17 protein-coding genes are annotated in these 15,742 nt (G+C 66.2%); 11 read left to right on the forward strand and 6 right to left on the reverse strand.

Annotated features, from left to right (window positions below; all coding sequences use genetic code 11):
- Positions 1-90: 90 nt before the first annotated feature.
- Both U1E69_RS22435 and U1E69_RS22440 read right to left on the reverse strand, forming a co-directional pair.
- Entirely contained in the window at positions 91-522 is a 432-nt protein-coding gene (locus U1E69_RS22435; protein ID WP_416200322.1) for a sigma-70 family RNA polymerase sigma factor, read from the reverse strand.
- Positions 519-875, reverse strand: a complete 357-nt coding sequence (locus U1E69_RS22440; protein WP_322246719.1) for a NepR family anti-sigma factor — start codon at positions 873-875, stop codon at positions 519-521. Before U1E69_RS22440 ends, U1E69_RS22435 begins: the two co-directional genes overlap by 4 nt.
- On the opposite strand from U1E69_RS22440, the gene U1E69_RS22445 reads away from it, so the two are divergent.
- The 3 genes from U1E69_RS22445 to U1E69_RS22455 all read left to right on the forward strand — a co-directional run bounded on the left by U1E69_RS22445 (position 849) and on the right by U1E69_RS22455 (position 4,394).
- Positions 849-1,658, forward strand: a complete 810-nt coding sequence (locus U1E69_RS22445; protein WP_322246720.1) for a response regulator — start codon at positions 849-851, stop codon at positions 1,656-1,658. The genes U1E69_RS22440 and U1E69_RS22445 overlap by 27 nt on opposite strands.
- A 60-nt stretch (positions 1,659-1,718) precedes the next feature.
- Complete coding sequence (locus U1E69_RS22450; protein ID WP_322246721.1) at positions 1,719-3,302, forward strand: phospholipase D family protein; 1,584 nt, start codon at positions 1,719-1,721, stop codon at positions 3,300-3,302.
- 126 nt (positions 3,303-3,428) lie between these two features.
- Positions 3,429-4,394 (forward strand): PRC-barrel domain-containing protein, encoded by a 966-nt coding sequence (locus tag U1E69_RS22455; RefSeq protein ID WP_322246722.1) that lies wholly within the window; start codon positions 3,429-3,431, stop codon positions 4,392-4,394.
- An 83-nt stretch (positions 4,395-4,477) separates the two neighbouring features.
- Here the strand turns inward: U1E69_RS22455 and U1E69_RS22460 are convergent, their stop codons facing one another.
- Both U1E69_RS22460 and U1E69_RS22465 read right to left on the reverse strand, forming a co-directional pair.
- Positions 4,478-6,115 carry a CHASE domain-containing protein gene (locus tag U1E69_RS22460; protein WP_322246723.1) on the reverse strand — a complete coding sequence of 546 codons (1,638 nt, stop codon included), beginning with the start codon at positions 6,113-6,115 and terminating at the stop codon, positions 4,478-4,480.
- A gap of 15 nt (positions 6,116-6,130) precedes the next feature.
- Entirely contained in the window at positions 6,131-6,805 is a 675-nt protein-coding gene (locus tag U1E69_RS22465) for a Crp/Fnr family transcriptional regulator (protein WP_322246724.1), read from the reverse strand.
- Between the two features lie 155 nt (positions 6,806-6,960).
- Between U1E69_RS22465 and U1E69_RS22470 the strand changes: the two genes are divergently transcribed.
- From U1E69_RS22470 to U1E69_RS22490, 5 genes are all read left to right on the forward strand, one after another.
- Positions 6,961-7,311: a hypothetical protein gene (locus U1E69_RS22470; protein ID WP_322246725.1), complete on the forward strand. Its 351-nt coding sequence runs from the start codon at positions 6,961-6,963 to the stop codon at positions 7,309-7,311.
- A gap of 146 nt (positions 7,312-7,457) precedes the next feature.
- A complete protein-coding gene (locus U1E69_RS22475; protein ID WP_322246726.1) occupies positions 7,458-8,324 on the forward strand; it encodes a xanthine dehydrogenase family protein subunit M in 867 nt (288 codons plus the stop codon).
- The gene (locus U1E69_RS22480; protein ID WP_305547641.1) at positions 8,321-8,809 is read left to right on the forward strand and encodes a (2Fe-2S)-binding protein; all 489 of its coding nucleotides are present in this window, start codon (positions 8,321-8,323) and stop codon (positions 8,807-8,809) included. Before U1E69_RS22475 ends, U1E69_RS22480 begins: the two co-directional genes overlap by 4 nt.
- A complete protein-coding gene (locus U1E69_RS22485; protein WP_322246727.1) occupies positions 8,809-11,058 on the forward strand; it encodes a xanthine dehydrogenase family protein molybdopterin-binding subunit in 2,250 nt (749 codons plus the stop codon). The genes U1E69_RS22480 and U1E69_RS22485 overlap by 1 nt, the downstream gene beginning before the upstream one ends.
- Positions 11,058-11,303, forward strand: coding sequence for a MoaD/ThiS family protein (locus U1E69_RS22490; protein ID WP_322246728.1), 246 nt, complete (start codon positions 11,058-11,060; stop codon positions 11,301-11,303). Before U1E69_RS22485 ends, U1E69_RS22490 begins: the two co-directional genes overlap by 1 nt.
- 76 nt (positions 11,304-11,379) lie before the next feature.
- Here U1E69_RS22490 and U1E69_RS22495 read toward each other — a convergent pair whose 3' ends face one another.
- Entirely contained in the window at positions 11,380-12,099 is a 720-nt protein-coding gene (locus U1E69_RS22495; RefSeq protein ID WP_322246729.1) for a GntR family transcriptional regulator, read from the reverse strand.
- Between the two features lie 136 nt (positions 12,100-12,235).
- Here U1E69_RS22495 and U1E69_RS22500 point away from each other — a divergent pair, with 136 nt between their 5' ends.
- Genes U1E69_RS22500 through U1E69_RS22510 form a run of 3 tightly spaced genes read left to right on the forward strand, consistent with a single transcriptional unit; the run spans position 12,236 to position 15,373 of the window.
- Positions 12,236-13,120 carry a dihydrodipicolinate synthase family protein gene (locus U1E69_RS22500; RefSeq protein ID WP_322246730.1) on the forward strand — a complete coding sequence of 295 codons (885 nt, stop codon included), beginning with the start codon at positions 12,236-12,238 and terminating at the stop codon, positions 13,118-13,120.
- Positions 13,117-14,349: an FAD-dependent oxidoreductase gene (locus U1E69_RS22505; protein WP_322246731.1), complete on the forward strand. Its 1,233-nt coding sequence runs from the start codon at positions 13,117-13,119 to the stop codon at positions 14,347-14,349. Before U1E69_RS22500 ends, U1E69_RS22505 begins: the two co-directional genes overlap by 4 nt.
- A gap of 10 nt (positions 14,350-14,359) precedes the next feature.
- Complete coding sequence (locus U1E69_RS22510) at positions 14,360-15,373, forward strand: proline racemase family protein (RefSeq protein WP_322246732.1); 1,014 nt, start codon at positions 14,360-14,362, stop codon at positions 15,371-15,373.
- Positions 15,374-15,400: 27 nt separating this feature from the next.
- Here the strand turns inward: U1E69_RS22510 and U1E69_RS22515 are convergent.
- Positions 15,401-15,742, reverse strand: a 342-nt coding sequence (locus tag U1E69_RS22515; RefSeq protein ID WP_322246733.1) for an FCD domain-containing protein, incomplete at its 5' end; no start/stop codon positions are given.

Here is a 15,742-nt window from a genome sequence, read left to right on the forward strand (position 1 = left end):
TCCGGGTGAACCTGACCAAGGCCGCAGGCCTGTAAGCCCCCTGCCCTTCCGTCGAGCCTTTGCTGAAATGCCAAGCTCCAACCAGACCGCTCAGGTTTCAGCTAATCGCTTCAATTGAAATCGGGAACCAAACGCGACAACCAGGATCAGCACCTCGCGGTGCTCGGGGCTAAGCAGGTCGAACGCCTTCTGGAATTCCCGCATTGCCATGTGGCTGTCATGGGCGGGCTTCACCGAAAGGCTTGCGGCATGTACGCCGTCGCTGTCCTGCACTTCGCGGCGGGTCTTGCGCAGCGACGAATAGAAGGTGTTGCGAAGGATGGTGAACAGCCAGGCGTCCAGATTGGTCGCGGGGTCGAACTTCTCGATGTTGGACCAGGCCTTCAGGATCGTGTCCTGCACCAGATCGTCGGCCATCGTCGCATCGCGGGCCAGGCTGATCGCGAAAGCGCGCAGCTTCGGGATAGCCCCGGCAAGCCGATCCCGGGGATCGGCGTGTGGCGCTGGAAACGCAGCCGTCATTCCGGTCCGCCCTTGCCGGCGGCCTTGCCTTTCAGCTGCTCCAGCAGGTCGCGGAACCTGTCGGGCAATTCTTCATTCAGCGTGGCCGCATAGACCCTTTTCAGGTTCTCGTCGATCTGCGCGCGGATGGCCTGCCGGTTGGGCACATCCCCCTCCTTATCCTTCTTCATGACATTCCATTTCCCAATACTTGCGTCACCAACGCGTCCTGCCATCTTCGGTTCCGGCCTATCACGAAGCCCGAGAAATTTCTTACGGTGACGGGGAACTGAACGCCGATTTGCGCGTTTGGTTCCCGACGAATTATGCATCAGGGAGAAAATTTGATGTTCGCACAGGAAGCGGTCGATCATTCGGCAACGGTGGCCCGGCACCTTCCCTATCTGCGCCGCTATGCGCGGGCGCTGACGGGGAACCAGTCCAGCGGCGACAAATATGCCATCGCGGTCCTGGAATCGATCATCGCCGACCCTACCCTGCTGGGCGCCCATCCTGACCCGAAGGTCTCGATGTTTTCGGTGTTCCATTCGATCTGGTCCACCGCCGGCGCGCCCGTCACCGATGCCGAAGACCATCTGTCCAGCGCGGCGCAGGCGCATATGGCGGGGCTGACGCTGAACTCGCGCGAGGCATTGCTTCTGAACACCGTCGAGGGGTTTGATCACGACCAGGTTGCGGCGATCATGGGCAGCGACCCGTCCGAGGCGCGGCACCTGATCGACGTCGCCGTGCAGGAAATGGAACGGTCGGTCCGTGGCTCGGTCCTGGTGATCGAGGATGAGGCAATCATCGCGATGGATATCGTGGCGATTGTCGAGGGCATGGGGCATCGCGTGACCTCGAACGCGCGCACGCACACCGAGGCGGTCGAGATGGCCGCAGCCGAAAAGCCGGACCTGATCCTGGCGGACATCCAGCTGGCGGACAATTCCTCGGGCATCGAGGCGGTGAACGAGATCCTGGCGCAGTTCGGCAATATCCCGGTGATCTTCATCACCGCCTTCCCCGAGCGTCTGCTGACCGGCGAGCGGCCCGAACCGGCCTTCCTGATCAACAAGCCCTACACGGAAGAGCAAGTCCGGTCCGCCGTCAGCCAGGCGATGTTCTTTTCGTCCACGGCGACGCTGCGGGCGTAAGCGCACGGGAACCGGGGCGGCGGCGCGGGGTTGATCCCGGCCACAACCTTGGAGGCCGTCGTGCCGCAGGCCGCCATTCACCGACACCCTGCCACCCTGCCGCCGGTCGACATCTTCGTCACGGCGGCAGAGGCCTATCCGGCGCTGGAGTGCGCCTTCCTGTCGGCCAAGACCGAGATCGTGGCTGGCTTCCGGGTCTTTGACCTGAAGACCAGGCTGCGGTCGCCCGAAGGTCGGGCGGTGGGGGCGACCTGGTTTGATCTGCTGATCCACACCCTGCGGCGCGGGGTCAAGGTGCGGATCGTCCTGTCGGACTTCGATCCGGTGGCACGGCCCCGGCTGCACCGGGCGACCTGGCGGACTGTGCGGATGTTCTGGGCGGCTGCGGAAATGGCCGGGCCGGGGGCGAAGCTGGTCGTCGTGCCCTCGATGCATTCGGCAGTGGCGGGGATCTGGCCACGCCTGCTGTTCTGGCCCGTGGTCAAGACGCGGTTGGGCCGGGTCGCGGGGTGGCTGCGGCGGCAAGTCGCCTCGCATCGTCTGACCGCGCTGCGGGAAATGCCGGGGGTCGGGCGGATGCTGGTGGCCAAGGACGCGATGCCGCGGCCCCGTCTGTTCCAGGTCCCGCCGCTGTACCCGGCCACGCATCACCAGAAGCTGGCGGTCATTGATGGGCGGCTTCTGTACATCGGCGGGCTGGACCTGGACGAGCGGTTCTACGACACGCCCGACCACCGGCAGCCCGGTCACGAGACCTGGCATGATGTCCAGCTGATGCTGGAAGGCCCCGTGGCGGGCGACGCGCGCGCGCATCTTTTGGGGTTCCAGGACATCATCACGGGTAAGGTGCCTCCGGGCCAGCCAGCACCGGACCGCGCGGGGCTGCGCTTTGTCCGCACCTTGTCGCGGCAGCGCGGGCGGGGGGCCTGGCGCTTCATCTCGCCCGAACCGGCGGTTTCGGAAATCGAAGCCGCACACCGCGAGGCGATCAGCCGGGCCAAGCGCCTGATCTATGTCGAGACGCAGTATTTCCGGGATCGCGGCTTGGCGCGGTGTCTGGCCGAGGCGGCGCGGGCCAATCCCGAGCTGCGGATGATCCTGATCCTGCCCGCCGCACCGGACGACGTGGCATTCGAAGGCTCTACAGGTCTTGACGCCAGACTGGGCGAGTTTCTGCAGGCCAAGTGCCTGCGCATCCTGCGCCGCGGCTTCGGGCGGCGGCTGTTCGTGGGTGGGGCCGCGCAACCGCGCCGGACACGGGCAACGGGCCGGGCGCAGCTGCACGGCGCCCCGCTGGTCTATATCCATGCCAAGGTCAGCATCTTCGACGACGCGCAGGCCATCGTGTCCTCGGCAAACCTGAACGGTCGGTCGCTGCGCTGGGATACCGAGACGGGCGTGGTGCTGACACGTCCGGACGAGGTCGCGCGGCTGAGGCAGCGGCTGATGGCGCATTGGTTGCCGAAAGGCGCGGCCGCCGACTTCTTTGATCCGGGCCGCGCGGTCCATGCCTGGTGGGGTCTGGCAAGCCGGAACGCGAAGCTGTCCCCGGATCTGCGGCGCGGGTTCCTGCTGCCATATGATCTGAAGACGGCCGAGGATTTCGGTCGCGCCTTCCCCCTGATCCCGGACGAGATGGTCTGATGCGCGGTTTTTTGCCAGCCAATCCGGATTGACTGGCGAAGGGTCGGAACTCATCCCCGGACAAAGTCGTTGGGCTTCCACAAGCGGTTCAGCACCGCACCAATGATCGAGAACAAGGAGATTCTCATGAAAGCTCTGCTACTTACAACCGCTCTGGCGGCCGGCTTCGCTGTTCCCGCGATGGCTCAGGACGCTGCTTCTCCGTTCCAGACCGAAGCTGCCGGTCCGGCGCTTGCCGCGTCGGACGTCATCGGCGCACGCATCTATGCCAGCGAAGGCGCGCTTGACGCCGACGCCTATCAGGGCGTGCAGGAAGGCTGGGAAGACATCGGCGAAGTGAACGACATCATTCTGGGTCGTGACGGCACCGTCGACGCGGTTCTGGTCGACATCGGTGGCTTCCTGGGCATGGGCGAACGTCAGGTTGCCGTCGACATGGCTGCGCTGAAGGTCGTGCAGGATGACGCCACCGACGCCGACGACTGGTTCCTGGTTCTGCAGTCCGACCGCGCGACGCTGGAAGGCGCGCCGGAATACGTGATGCCGGGCATGGCTGCGGACGTCGATGCAAACGCTGATGCCAATGCAGACGCCAATGCTGACGTTGCCGCGACCGACACGACGCAGCAGGGCACCGCAACCGACGAAGCGGTGGCCGAATCGACCACGGCAGAAGGCACCGAGGGCGTCGGAAACGCCACCGACACCGAACTGCCGGCCGATGGCACCGCCGCAACCGATGGTGCTGTCGCGACGGACCCGGCCGTGGCTGCCGACGGCACGATGGCCCTGCCCGAAGGCTATACCGCCATCGAGCGTGACACCCTGACCGCCGAGCTGCTGACCGGAGCCGACGTCCGCGGTGCGGATGACGCCTCGATCGCCGAAGTCTCTGACCTTGTCCTGACGGGCGAGGGCCAGGTGACCGACGTGATCCTGGATGTCGGCGGTTTCCTTGGAATCGGCGCCCGTTCGGTCGCTATCCCGATGGACCGTCTGACCGTGGCGCAGAACGAAGGCGGCGCTGTGCGGATCTGGGTCAACATGACCAAGGAAGAGCTGGAAGCCCTGCCCGAATACAAGGTGCAGTAAAGTGAACGGTCGGCCGCTGTAGCCGAGCCCTTTCACAGCGGACGGCCCGGCCCGTGCCCACTTAGGTGGGTGCGGGCCTCTTTCTAAGTGCGGGTTCGGTTCAACGCCGGGTCCAGCGGGAAGGATATGCGGATCTGCAGGCCATCGGGTCCATAGTCGCGGATCAGGCTGCCTTGCAACTCGCCCTTCAGGCTGGCTTCGATCAGGCGGGACCCGAAGCCCGAGCCGGACGCGGGCGGCGTGGCCAAGCCGCTGATCCGTTCGGTCCAGTGCAGTTCGATCCGTGGGGGACCGGCGTCGGTCTGGACCGTCCAGCGGATCTCCAGCCCCTGACCCCCGACGGAAAGGCCGCCATATTTCATCGCGTTGGTGACCAGTTCGTGCACCACCAGCGCAAAGGCATGGGCCTGGCGTTCGTCCAGCCGGACCGGAGGGCCGTCGATCAGGTGCTGCACCTCGGTCGCGTCCAGGCTTTGCTGCAGTTCCTTCACCAGAACCGCCCGGACATCGGCCTGGGCCACGGCGCTGCCTGCCAGGATTTCCTGCACCGCCGACATGGCTTGCAGCCGCGCGTCGAAGGCCGTCGTGAAAGCCTTCACGTCCGTCGCCCCCCGCGCGCTTTGCCGCGAGATCGACTGGATGCGGGCGATGTGGTTCTTGATCCGGTGCTTCATCTCTTGCAGCAAAAGCTCGCGGTATTCGGCCTCTCGCGCGGCGGCGGCGGCGACGGCGCGGGCCTGCACCGCCTCTTTCTGGCGGGCGAAGACGGCATAGGCGGCCGCAGCGGCGAAAAGGAAGCTGGTCAGCCCCAGCAATACGCTGTTCAGATGGCGCACCTGCCCTATGGCCGCCGTGTCGGACCAGACGTCGAAGCGCCAGGTCCGGCCCAGGATGTCCAGACTGCGGCTGTGGTGGCGCGGTGTGTCGCCAGCCTGGGCGCTGCTGTCGAAAAGCGGGGCGTCAGGGGTCTGGGTATCGACGATGCGCAGGGCGACGGGCAGCGGCGCGCCCACCTCCAGTGCAGCGCGGATCAGGTCACCACCACGGAACGGGGCGTAGACGAAGCCCTCGACCGGCTGGGACTGGCTGCCAGCGGGCTGCGCGGTATTCTGGAACGGCAGGTAGATCAGAAAGCCGGTCTGCTTGTCGCTGGTGATCTCTTGCACCAGCTGGACCGGAGCGGTCATCCGGGCCTCGCCGGTCTGGATCGCCAGGTCCATCGCCCGGCGCCGGACGGGGTCGGAGTACATGTCATAGCCCAGGGCGGCGCTGTTGCGGGGGTTCTGGGGTTCCAGCAGAACGATGGGCGTGCGCCAGGGCTGGTCGGTGTCCGGAGTGATCTTGATATCCAGACCGTAGTGGGTGCGGACCTCATCTTCGGCCAGCGACGTATCGGTGCTGGCGATCATCCGGGCGAAACCGATGCCCTGGACACCCGACAGTTCCGTCACGATGTCGACCGAAGAGAGAAAGCGCAGGAATTCGTCCCGGACAATTCCGCCGCGGGTGGCGGACAAAAGCCCCCGGGCGGCGCGCAGGACCACGACATGCTGCTGAAGCCGCGACACCACCCGGTCGATGGCAAGGTCGGCGACGCGCACGAACTCGGCCTCGATCCGGCGTTCGGCGCCGGTGTAGACGGCAAGTGTCACCGCCAGGCCCGGAAGAAAGGCCAGAAGAAACACCAGCTTCGGAAGCTGCGCGGCAACGAATCCCTTCACCGCAGGATGCTTCCGTCAGAGAATGGGCCGCACATCTTCCTTCTCCATGTCCATAAGCGCCAGCCTGGACAGACGGGCATGGTCCAGCATTTCCAGGCGCCTGCCCGCGATGCGCGCCAGCCCGTCGCTGCGCAGGGCGACGATCACCCGGTTGGTATGCACGACCGACAGGCCCAGCGCGTCCGACAGATCCTGCTGCCGAAACGGAAACGGCACCGAGCCGCCGTCGTCCATACCGATTGCGACCAGCCGACGCCAGATGCGGACCAGCGCCCAGGCAATACGTTGCGTCGCGTCACGCTGGCCCAGGGTGGCCACCGTCTCGCCCAGGAAATGCTCTTCCATCGCGGCGATCCACGTCAGGTCGTAGGCGCGGGCAGGCTGGTTGCGGAACAGCTTCCAGACCCGATCGCGGGGAAAGGTGCAAAGCACGGTTTCCGTCACCGCGGTCACACTGTGCTGCGCTTCGCCCATGATCCCGGATTGCAGACCGATCAGGTCGCCGGGGAAGACAAAGCTGATGACCTGCCGCTGCCCGCTTTCCAGCATGACCGAACGGACCGCCATGCCCGACAGCACCGTATACAGCGACGAGGACTTCTGGCCCTGCAGGATGATGTCTCCTCCGGCCGGGATGACCCGTTCACCGGCCTTGAAGCGGCGCTGGAAGGCCAGCTCGGCGTCGGTCATCGGAACGAACAGCCGACGGCACCGCAGCGGGCAGTCCAGGCAATCCGTGACTTTGGACATCGGTTTCAACCCTTGGTTCATCACAGGTTAATGCGGCACCCCGGAGATACCTTCAGGATCAGGCGGCGGAACGTCAACGACCCAAAGGAATATCAGTGCAAAATCGGTACTTCGTCATCGACCCCGACCAGATCGTCGCGGACGATCTTGCCCATGCGATTCGGGCGAACGACCCGCAGGCAGAGGTCATTGTGTTCCCCACCCCCCAGGCGGCACTGGACGAGCTGGCCCTTCGGCGGCCGCGGGCCGTGTTGATCCATCACGAACCGCGCGGGTTCCGCCAGACCCCCGCCGGAGTTGCGCTGCAAACCCTGGCCGTGCCCTATGCCTTTCGCGGCATGGTCGCCGAGGCCGACGCCGAAGGCGCGCATGTCCTTGCCTCGCCCTTCAACGAGAACACGGTGGCCGATCTCTTGCAGCAGTTGCTGGGCGACGCCCCGGACTAGGCCTGCCAGATGTCGCTTGCGCGGGGCATCAGGTCGGCGACAGACTGAAGACGTCGCAGAGGGGCATTGCGGCGGGCCGCAGGCTGCAGCAAAGTCATAGGCAATCGGCGACGACGGAACGCCTGCCAAAGGGTCAGGGAGACGACATGCGATACCATACACCCACCAGCTTTGCGGATGCGGCGGCCATCGCGGCCAAGGCGACCGGAACCCTGCGCTTTCTGGCCGGTGGGACGGATGTCCTGGTGCAGATGCGCGCCGGAATGGTGCAGCCGGATGATCTGATCGACCTGAAACACATCCCCGGCGTCGACCAGGTTGTGCAGACGCCCGACGGCGGCTGGAAGATCGGGATCGCGGTGCCGGGGATCGTGCTGGGCGGCCATGCCGGGCTGGTGAAGGACTGGCCGGGCGTCGTCGAGGGGATGAACCTTGTCGGGTCCACTCAGGTGCAGGGCCGGGCGACGCTGACGGGGAACCTGTGCAACGGCTCTCCCGCCGCCGATTCGGTGCCGGGGCTGATTGCTGCGGGCGCTACGGTGACGGTGACGGGGCCGAACGGGTCGCGCGACATTCCGGTTGAGGCTGTTCCGGCGGGGCCGGGGAAGACCAATCTTGCGAAGGGCGAGGTGATCTCGTCGATCACCCTGCCGCCGCGGGGCAAGAACGGCGGCGATTGCTACCTGCGCTTCATCCCGCGGACCGAGATGGACATTGCCGTCGTCGGCTGCGCGGTCAGCCTGCGGCTGGACGGCGACAAGGTGGTTGAGGCGCGGGTTGCGTTGGGGGCGGTGGCTCCCACAGTGATCCTGTCCGACGCGGCGGCGCAGGCGATCATCGGCACCACGCTGGACGACGCGGCCTTGGGCGCGCTGGCCAAGGCGGCAGAGAGCGCGGCGAAGCCGATTTCCGACAAGCGCGGGACCAAGGAATTCCGGATCGAGGTGGCAGGCGTGCTGGCCCGCCGGGCGGCGAAGATCGCCTATGACCGGGCGAAAGGATTGACCAAATGAGCAAGATTCACGTCACCACCACCGTCAACGGCGACCCGGTGGAGTTTCTGGCGGACCCGCGCGAGACGCTGCTGGATGCGCTGCGGAACCAGCTGGACCTGACCGGCACCAAGGAAGGCTGCGGCACCGGCGACTGCGGGGCCTGTTCGGTCACTGTGGACGGGACCTTGGTCTGTTCCTGCCTGATGCTGGCGGCCGAGGCGAACGGCAAGCGGGTGGAAACCATCGAGGGCATGGCCAAGGAAGAACTGCACCCGTTGCAGCGCAAGTTCATCGAACATGCGGCGCTCCAGTGCGGCTATTGCACTCCGGGCATTCTGGTCGCGGCGAAGGCTTTGCTGGAGCGGAACCCCGACCCGACGGACACCGAGGTGCGCTATTGGCTGGCCGGGAACCTGTGCCGCTGCACGGGCTATGACAAGATCATCCGCGCCGTTCAGGATGCGGCTGCGGAAATGCGTCAGGACCATAGGGGGGCTGCGTGATGGCACGGGATGATGTGAAGACCGGATACAAGCTGATCGGCACCCGCCCCAACCGCCCGGACGGGTTGGACAAGGTGACGGGCCGCGCGCGGTACGGCGCGGACTTCGCGCTGCCGGGGATGCTGCATGCCGCCGTGGTACGGTCGCCCCATGCCCACGCGCGGATCGTGAAGATCGACGCATCGAAGGCGCTGGCGCTGGACGGGGTCAAGGCCGTGGTGACGCGGGCCGATCTGCCGACGGGGCTGACGGGCGAGGACCTGAACCTGCAGGACAACACTCTGGCCGGGGACCGGGCGCTGTATGACGGGCATGCGGTGGCAGCGGTTGCGGCGACCTCGGCCCTTCTGGCGCAGGACGCGGCGCGGCTGATCGAAGTGACCTATGAGGTCCTGCCGCATGTGACCGATGTCGATGCGGCGATGGCCCCCGGTGCTCCGGTCATCCGTGAAGGCGTTGCGGACTACTCGGTACCGGAAGGCATGCACGGCAACGTCGCCCGCTACATGGAGTTCGGGCATGGCGACGTCGAGGCGGGCTTTGCCGCCGCCGACATCGTGCGCGAGCATACCTACAAGACCGAGGCGACCCATCAAGGCTACATCGAACCGCACGCCTGCGTCGGCCAGATGGGCGAAGATGGCCGCGGCGAGATGTGGGTCTGCACCCAAGGCCACTGGTACATCCGCCGGATGAGCGCGGCGGTCCTCGGGATCGACGCGGCAAACCTGCGGGTGACTCCGTCGGAAATCGGCGGCGGCTTCGGCGGCAAGACCACGATCTTCATGGAGCCGCTGTCCTTGGCCCTGTCGAAGAAGGCGGGCGGCCGTCCGGTCAAGCTGGTGATGAGCCGGTCGGAAGTCTTGCGTGCGACGGGACCGACGGCTTCGGCCTCGATGGACGTCAAGCTGGGCATGAAGAAGGACGGCACGATCACGGCCGGTCAGGTGTTCTTCCGCATGCAGGGCGGGGCGTTCGTGGGCATGTCCCCCATCGGCGAGGCGCTGCCCTGTGCCTTTGCCTGCTACGACATTCCGGCCCTGAAGCACGAGGCGGTCGAAGTGATCGCCAACCGCCCGAAAGCGGCGGCCTACCGCGCTCCCGGCTCGCCAATGGCAGCTTTCGCGGTCGAAAGCCTGGTCGACGAGATGTGCCGTGAGTTGAAGCTGGACCCGATCGAGGTGCGGCTGAAGAACGGGGCGAAGAACGGGTCGAAGTCGTCCTACGGGCCGGTCTACAACGTGATCGGTCTGCAGGAAACGCTGGAGGCCGCGAAGGCGCACCCCAACTACTCGCAGCCCTTGGGGCCGAACCAGGGCCGGGGCGTCGCCTCGGGCTTCTGGTTCAACCACGGCGGCGAGACCTCGGTTTCGCTGGCGGTGGGCGAGGATGGCACGGCCACGGTGATGATCGGCACACCGGACATCGGCGGCAGCCGCGCCTCCATCGGGCTGATGGTCGCCGAGACGCTGGGCATCCCGTACGAGAACGTGCGGGTGAACGTGGTGGAAACCGGCGCTTTGGGGGTCAACGAACCGACCCACGGCAGCCGCGCGACCTTTGCCAGCGGCAAGGCGGCCGTGGAAGCCGCACGGCAGGCGATTGCCGAGATGTGCCGCAGGGCTGCTGCCGACTGGGGCATCGACGCCGAGGCCGTAGAGTGGAAAGACGGCGCGGCGCACCCGGCTGGGCCGAACGCAGGCAAGCATCCGCCGCTGACCATCGGTGAGATCGGGGCCAAGATGGGCTCCACCGGCGGGCCGATCTCGGGCCACCACGAGGTGACGGCGGAAGGCGTGGGCGCAAGCTTTGGCACCCATGTCGTCGACGTGGAAGTGGACCCGGAGACGGGGCGGACGACGATCCTGCGCTATCTGGTGGTGCAGGACGCAGGGACCGCGATCCACCCGGCCTACGTGGAAGGCCAGTACCAGGGCGGGGCCGCGCAGGGCATCGGCTGGGCGCTGAACGAGGAATATGTCTACGGCACCGACGGGCGGCTGCAGAACCCGGTGTTCCTCGACTACCGCATCCCGGTCGCCAGCGACCTGCCGATGATCGACACCGTGATTGTCGAGGTCCCGAACCCCGGCCACCCCTACGGCGTGCGTGGCGTGGGCGAGACGGGGATCACTCCGCCCCTGCCTGCCGTCGCTTCCGCCATCGCCGGGGCCACGGGGGCGCGGATCCGCAGCCTGCCATGTTCACCGCCGAAGGTGCTGGCGGCGATCAAGGCGCTTAAGGCCTGATGCCGAAGGTCCATCTCTGGGCCAGCCTGCGGCGGTTCGCCGAGGGCCAGGAGGTGGTGGAGGTCGACGCCGCGACCGTGGGACAGATGATGGATGCGCTGGAAAAGGCGCATCCGGGTCTGGGGCCTGCGATCAAGGCGGGGCTGTCGGTGGCGGTGGACGGCGAGGTGATCGCCAACAACCGTGCCGCACCGGTGAAACCGGACAGCGAAGTGTTTCTTTTGCAAAGGTTGAAGGGGGGTTAGCGACCCTGCCCCGGACTTGATCCGGGGCCACTTGCGATGACGGGAGGCCCCAGATCAAGTCCGGGGCGGGGATGCCTTAAGCCGCCGGACCCAGCGAGACGAAGGGCGCGTCGGTCAGGTAGTTCTGCTTCATGTAGCTGATGAAGTTGTCGCGGAATTGCCGCGTGTGGGCATGGGCCAGGGCATCGGCCCGAGCCACGTCGCGGTCGCGGATGGCGGCCAGCATCTCGTCATGCTCATCGGTCAGAAGGACCTCGCCGTCGCCCTGCTCCAGATAGGCGAAATGCAGGTGAAGCATTCTGCGGCCCTGGTTCAGCAAGCGTTCGTAGAAGGCCGACAGATAGGGATTCCGGCCCGCATGGGCGATGGCCATGTGGAAGTTCATGTTCGCCTCGGACATCGCCAGATGTTCGCCCTTCGACACCGACGCCACGAATTCCTTCTGCCGCCGGGCGATGGTCTTCAGGTCCAGGTCGGTCCGCAATTCCGCCGCCAGACGGGTGTTCATCCGCTGGGCGACGTCCAGCGCCTCGACGTATTTCGGGAAGCTTTGCAGGTCGATGGGGGCCACGACGGTCGAGCGGTTCGACAGCGTCACCACCAGATCGTCGCCCGCCAGCCGGATCAGCGCCTCGCGCACTGGGGAACGAGACATGCCGAAACGTTCGGCCAGTGACGTCTCGTCCAGCACCGCGCCGGGCTCCAGGTCCAGGGACAGGATCTCATCGCGCAGGGTCTCGTAGGCGAACTTGACGCCGGTGCCCTTGACCCGTTTCGGTTCGCTCTCGTCGCGCATGGCGGGCCCCTTGGACAACATGGTCGAAGCATAGCCGAAGGGGTGCATCAAGTCGACACGGTACATTCTGGATTTGACATGTCGTCACACTGTCGTCATGTTGCGCGGAACATTGCTGTGCCGAGAGGATCCCGAAATGCTGAAGCTGTCCGGCGTGATGCCCGCGCTTGTCACCCCGTTCGATGCCGGGGGGCAGATCGACTTTGCGGCGTTCGAAAAGCACCTGACCATGCTGCGCGCGGCGGGGGTTTCGGGCTGGGTGCCTTGCGGGTCCTCGGGCGAATACAACCTGATGAGCGACGATGAGCGTGACCAGGTCTTGCGGTTCGTGAAGGACTTCGCCAAGCCGGGCGAGACGCTGATCGCGGGGACCAACGCGCCGTCCACCGCCGGGGTGATTGCGAATACGCAGCGCGCCAAGGACATGGGGTATCATGCGGTGCTGCTGGCGGTGCCGTTCTACACCAAGCCGACGCAGGCCGAAATCATCAGGCATTTCAACGCGGTGGCCGATGCCACCGACATGGACATCGTGCTCTACTCCTACCCCGGCAAGGATGGGGTGGAGATCGAGTATGAGGCTCTGGATGCGTTGGCCGACAATCCCCGGATCATCGGGATCAAGGAAAGCTCGGGCGTGCTGCAGCGGGCCATCGGGATTTCGCAGCGCTATGCGGGGCGGGTGCAGCTGGTCTCGGGCTCGGACGACATCGCCTGGGATTTCATGCAGTGGGGGGCGGACGGCTGGATTTGCGGCCCGGCGAACTGCATGGCAAAGCCGGTATGTCAGATGGATGCGGCCTTCCGGGCGGGGGACCATGCGCGGGCGAAAGAGATCATGCAGGCGGTCTGGCCTGCGATGAACGTGCTGGAATCAGGCAAGTTCGTGCAGAAGCTGAAGTACGGCTGCGAGTTGCAAGGGAGTCCGGTGGGGGAATGTCGGATGCCGTTCGGACCTCTCACAGATGCAGAGAAGGCCGAATTCGCGGCGGCGATGCAGCCGATCCTGAACTGGAAATGACCACGGTTGTTGTCGGGGCCGGGATCATCGGAACCGCCATTGCCCATGATCTGCAGAAACGCGGTCGGCAGGTCGTCCTGATCGACCGCGACACCCCCGGGAGGGGGGCGTCCTTCGGCAACATGGCGAGTATTGCGGTGACGGAGTTCATGCCGGCCTCGCGCCCCTCGGTCTGGAAGCAGATTCCGGGCTGGATGCTGGACCCGGAAGGGCCGGTGCGGGTGCGGCCTTCGTATATGCCGAAGCTGGTGCCGTGGTTCCTGCGGTTCATCGCGGCCTCGCGTCCAACGAAGCTGCGGGAGCTGGAGGCTCAGGGGGCGGCACTGTGCTCGCGCGCGTTGGGGGACACGCTGGACCTCTTGCGCGAGACGGGGCTGGAGGACCAGATCAGTCAGGAAGGCTGCCTGTCGCTATATGCCGACGAGGTCGAGTTCAGGGCCGACCGCGAGCATATCGAGATCCTGGAGCGCTTCGGTTTCCCGCATGAGGTGATCGGGCGGCAGGCGATCAAGGTGCTGGAGCCGGAACTGTCGGACCGGATCGGGATGGCGGTTCTTTTCCCGCAAAACCGGTCGATGAAGGACCCCTACAAGCTGGTGCTGGCTTTGGCCGAGCGGTTCGTGGGCTTGGGGGGCCGCATCGAACGGGCGGAGGTTGTGGGCTTTACCCGGTCCGACACCATGCGCGAGGCGGTGCTGAAGGATGGTCGTCGGCTTCCAGCGGACGAGGTGGTGATCTGCGCCGGGGCGTTCTCGGGCAGGCTGGCGGGGGCCTTGGGCGAGCCGATCCCGCTGGAGACCGAGCGGGGGTATCACACGCAGATCATGGCCCCTGGGATTTCGATGAAGCACTCGATCATCTGGCCCGCCAAGGCCTTCATGGTGACGCCCACGGCGGGGGGCATCCGGGTGGGCGGCACGGTGGAAATGGCGGGGCTTGATGCGCCGCCAGACTATCGGCGGGCGAAGGTGACGGTGAAGCGGGCCTGTGAGGCGCTGCCGAACCTTCGGTGTGAGGATTTCGCCGAATGGATGGGCCACCGTCCCGCGCTGCCGGATACGGTGCCGATACTGTCTGCCAGCACCAGGACGAAGGGCCTGTTCTATGCGACCGGGCACGGGCATCTTGGGCTGACCTATGCGGCAACCACGGCCCGGCTGATGGGAGAGCTGATCACCGGGGCAACTCCCTCGGTCGATCTGCACCCTTATCGGGTGAACAGGTTCTAAAGGGAAAACGATGCGGTTCAGTCGGACGATACAGACGGTGGATGTCCACTGCGAGGGCGAGATCGGGCGGGTGATCACCGGGGGGGTACTGAACGTCCCGGGTGCCTCGATGGCCGAGAAGCTGCATCACCTGAACACGGTCGATGACGGGCTGCGGCGGTGGTTGTGCTCGGAGCCCAGATCGGGTCCGGCGGGGTCGTTCTGTCTGCTGACCCCGGCCTGCGATCCCCGCGCCGATGTGGGGTTCATCGTGCTGCAGCCCGATCAGGCCCACGCGATGTCCGGGTCGAACGCGATCTGCGCGACGACGGCGCTGCTCGAGACCGGGATGGTCCCGATGGTCGAGCCGGTGAGCGTGGTGAGGCTGGATACGGCGGCGGGGCTGGTGGTGGCGACAGCGGAGTGTGAGGGCGGCAAGGTGGTGCGGGTCACGCTGGACATGCCGCCCGCGTTCCTGGCGAAGCGGGGGGTGATCGAGACGGCGGAGTGGGGGGCGGTGGAGTATGACCTTTGTTTCGGGGGCGTCTTCTACGCTTTGATCGACGTGGATCAGGTCGGGCTGACCATCGTGCCGGAGAAGGCGCGGGAGCTGGCGGTGACGGGGGTCGAGCTGCGGCGGCGGATTGCCGAGGTGGAGCCTGCGGTGCATCCGGTGGAGGCGGCGCTGAACGGGCTGGCCTATGTGATGTTCCGGTCGGACGAGGCGGACGGGGCTGTGCGGACTTGCACGACGCTGCGGCCGGGACGGGTGGATCGGTCGCCCTGCGGGACGGGGTCGAATTCCAACATGGCGGCCCGGTTCGCGCGGGGGTTGGTGCGGGTGGGGGACCGGGTCGTCTCACGCTCGACCATCGGGGGGGAGTTCGTGACGGAGCTTGTCGAGGAAACCACGGTGGGACCTTACAAGGCGACGCGGAACCGGGTTTCGGGGCGGGGGTGGATCTATGGGATCAGCCAGATCGGGCTGGACCCGTCGGACCCATTCCCAGAGGGATTCCGGCTTTCGGATACCTGGGGCGGGTGATGCTCCACGGGTGGTGCGGGTTTTAACCTAGCGCGTGAGGGCGGCCATCTGGGTGGCGGCGGTGTCTGCGTCGCCGCGTTCTATGGCGCGGATCAGGGCCTCATAGCCAGCGGCTTGGGGGTCCGACAGGCCCTCGGGCGGGGCGGACAGGTCTTCGCCAAGTTGCGCGAGGACGGAGACGGCCACCCCGAATTCCATGATGGCAGAGGCGGCGCGGAGGAAGGGGTTGCCGGAGGCTTCGGCCACGACGCGATGGATCTCGAATTCGGCCATCGCGAAGGGTTCAGGCTGGTGGGACATCACCCCGCGCTGGTTGAGCCAGTAGTTCAGGAGGCGGACGTGTTCAGCCTCGCGGTGCTGGGCGGCAAG

This window comes from Tabrizicola sp., from assembly GCF_034366665.1.
GTDB lineage: Bacteria > Pseudomonadota > Alphaproteobacteria > Rhodobacterales > Rhodobacteraceae > Tabrizicola.

Bases quoted from the DNA above. Each gene is read 5' to 3' on its own strand.
- U1E69_RS22500 (WP_322246730.1), top strand. From the start codon at position 12,236: ATGCTGAAGCTGTCCGGCGTGATGCCCGCGCTTGTCACCCCGTTCGAT.
- U1E69_RS22435 (WP_416200322.1), bottom strand. From the start codon at position 522: ATGACGGCTGCGTTTCCAGCGCCACACGCCGATCCCCGGGATCGGCTT.
- U1E69_RS22465 (WP_322246724.1), bottom strand. From the start codon at position 6,805: ATGACCGACGCCGAGCTGGCCTTCCAGCGCCGCTTCAAGGCCGGTGAA.
- U1E69_RS22480 (WP_305547641.1), top strand. From the start codon at position 8,321: ATGAGCAAGATTCACGTCACCACCACCGTCAACGGCGACCCGGTGGAG.
- U1E69_RS22445 (WP_322246720.1), top strand. From the start codon at position 849: ATGTTCGCACAGGAAGCGGTCGATCATTCGGCAACGGTGGCCCGGCAC.
- U1E69_RS22495 (WP_322246729.1), bottom strand. From the start codon at position 12,099: ATGCGCGACGAGAGCGAACCGAAACGGGTCAAGGGCACCGGCGTCAAG.
- U1E69_RS22475 (WP_322246726.1), top strand. From the start codon at position 7,458: ATGCGATACCATACACCCACCAGCTTTGCGGATGCGGCGGCCATCGCG.
- U1E69_RS22455 (WP_322246722.1), top strand. From the start codon at position 3,429: ATGAAAGCTCTGCTACTTACAACCGCTCTGGCGGCCGGCTTCGCTGTT.
- U1E69_RS22510 (WP_322246732.1), top strand. From the start codon at position 14,360: ATGCGGTTCAGTCGGACGATACAGACGGTGGATGTCCACTGCGAGGGC.
- U1E69_RS22505 (WP_322246731.1), top strand. From the start codon at position 13,117: ATGACCACGGTTGTTGTCGGGGCCGGGATCATCGGAACCGCCATTGCC.
- U1E69_RS22485 (WP_322246727.1), top strand. From the start codon at position 8,809: ATGGCACGGGATGATGTGAAGACCGGATACAAGCTGATCGGCACCCGC.
- U1E69_RS22490 (WP_322246728.1), top strand. From the start codon at position 11,058: ATGCCGAAGGTCCATCTCTGGGCCAGCCTGCGGCGGTTCGCCGAGGGC.
- U1E69_RS22440 (WP_322246719.1), bottom strand. From the start codon at position 875: ATGATCGACCGCTTCCTGTGCGAACATCAAATTTTCTCCCTGATGCAT.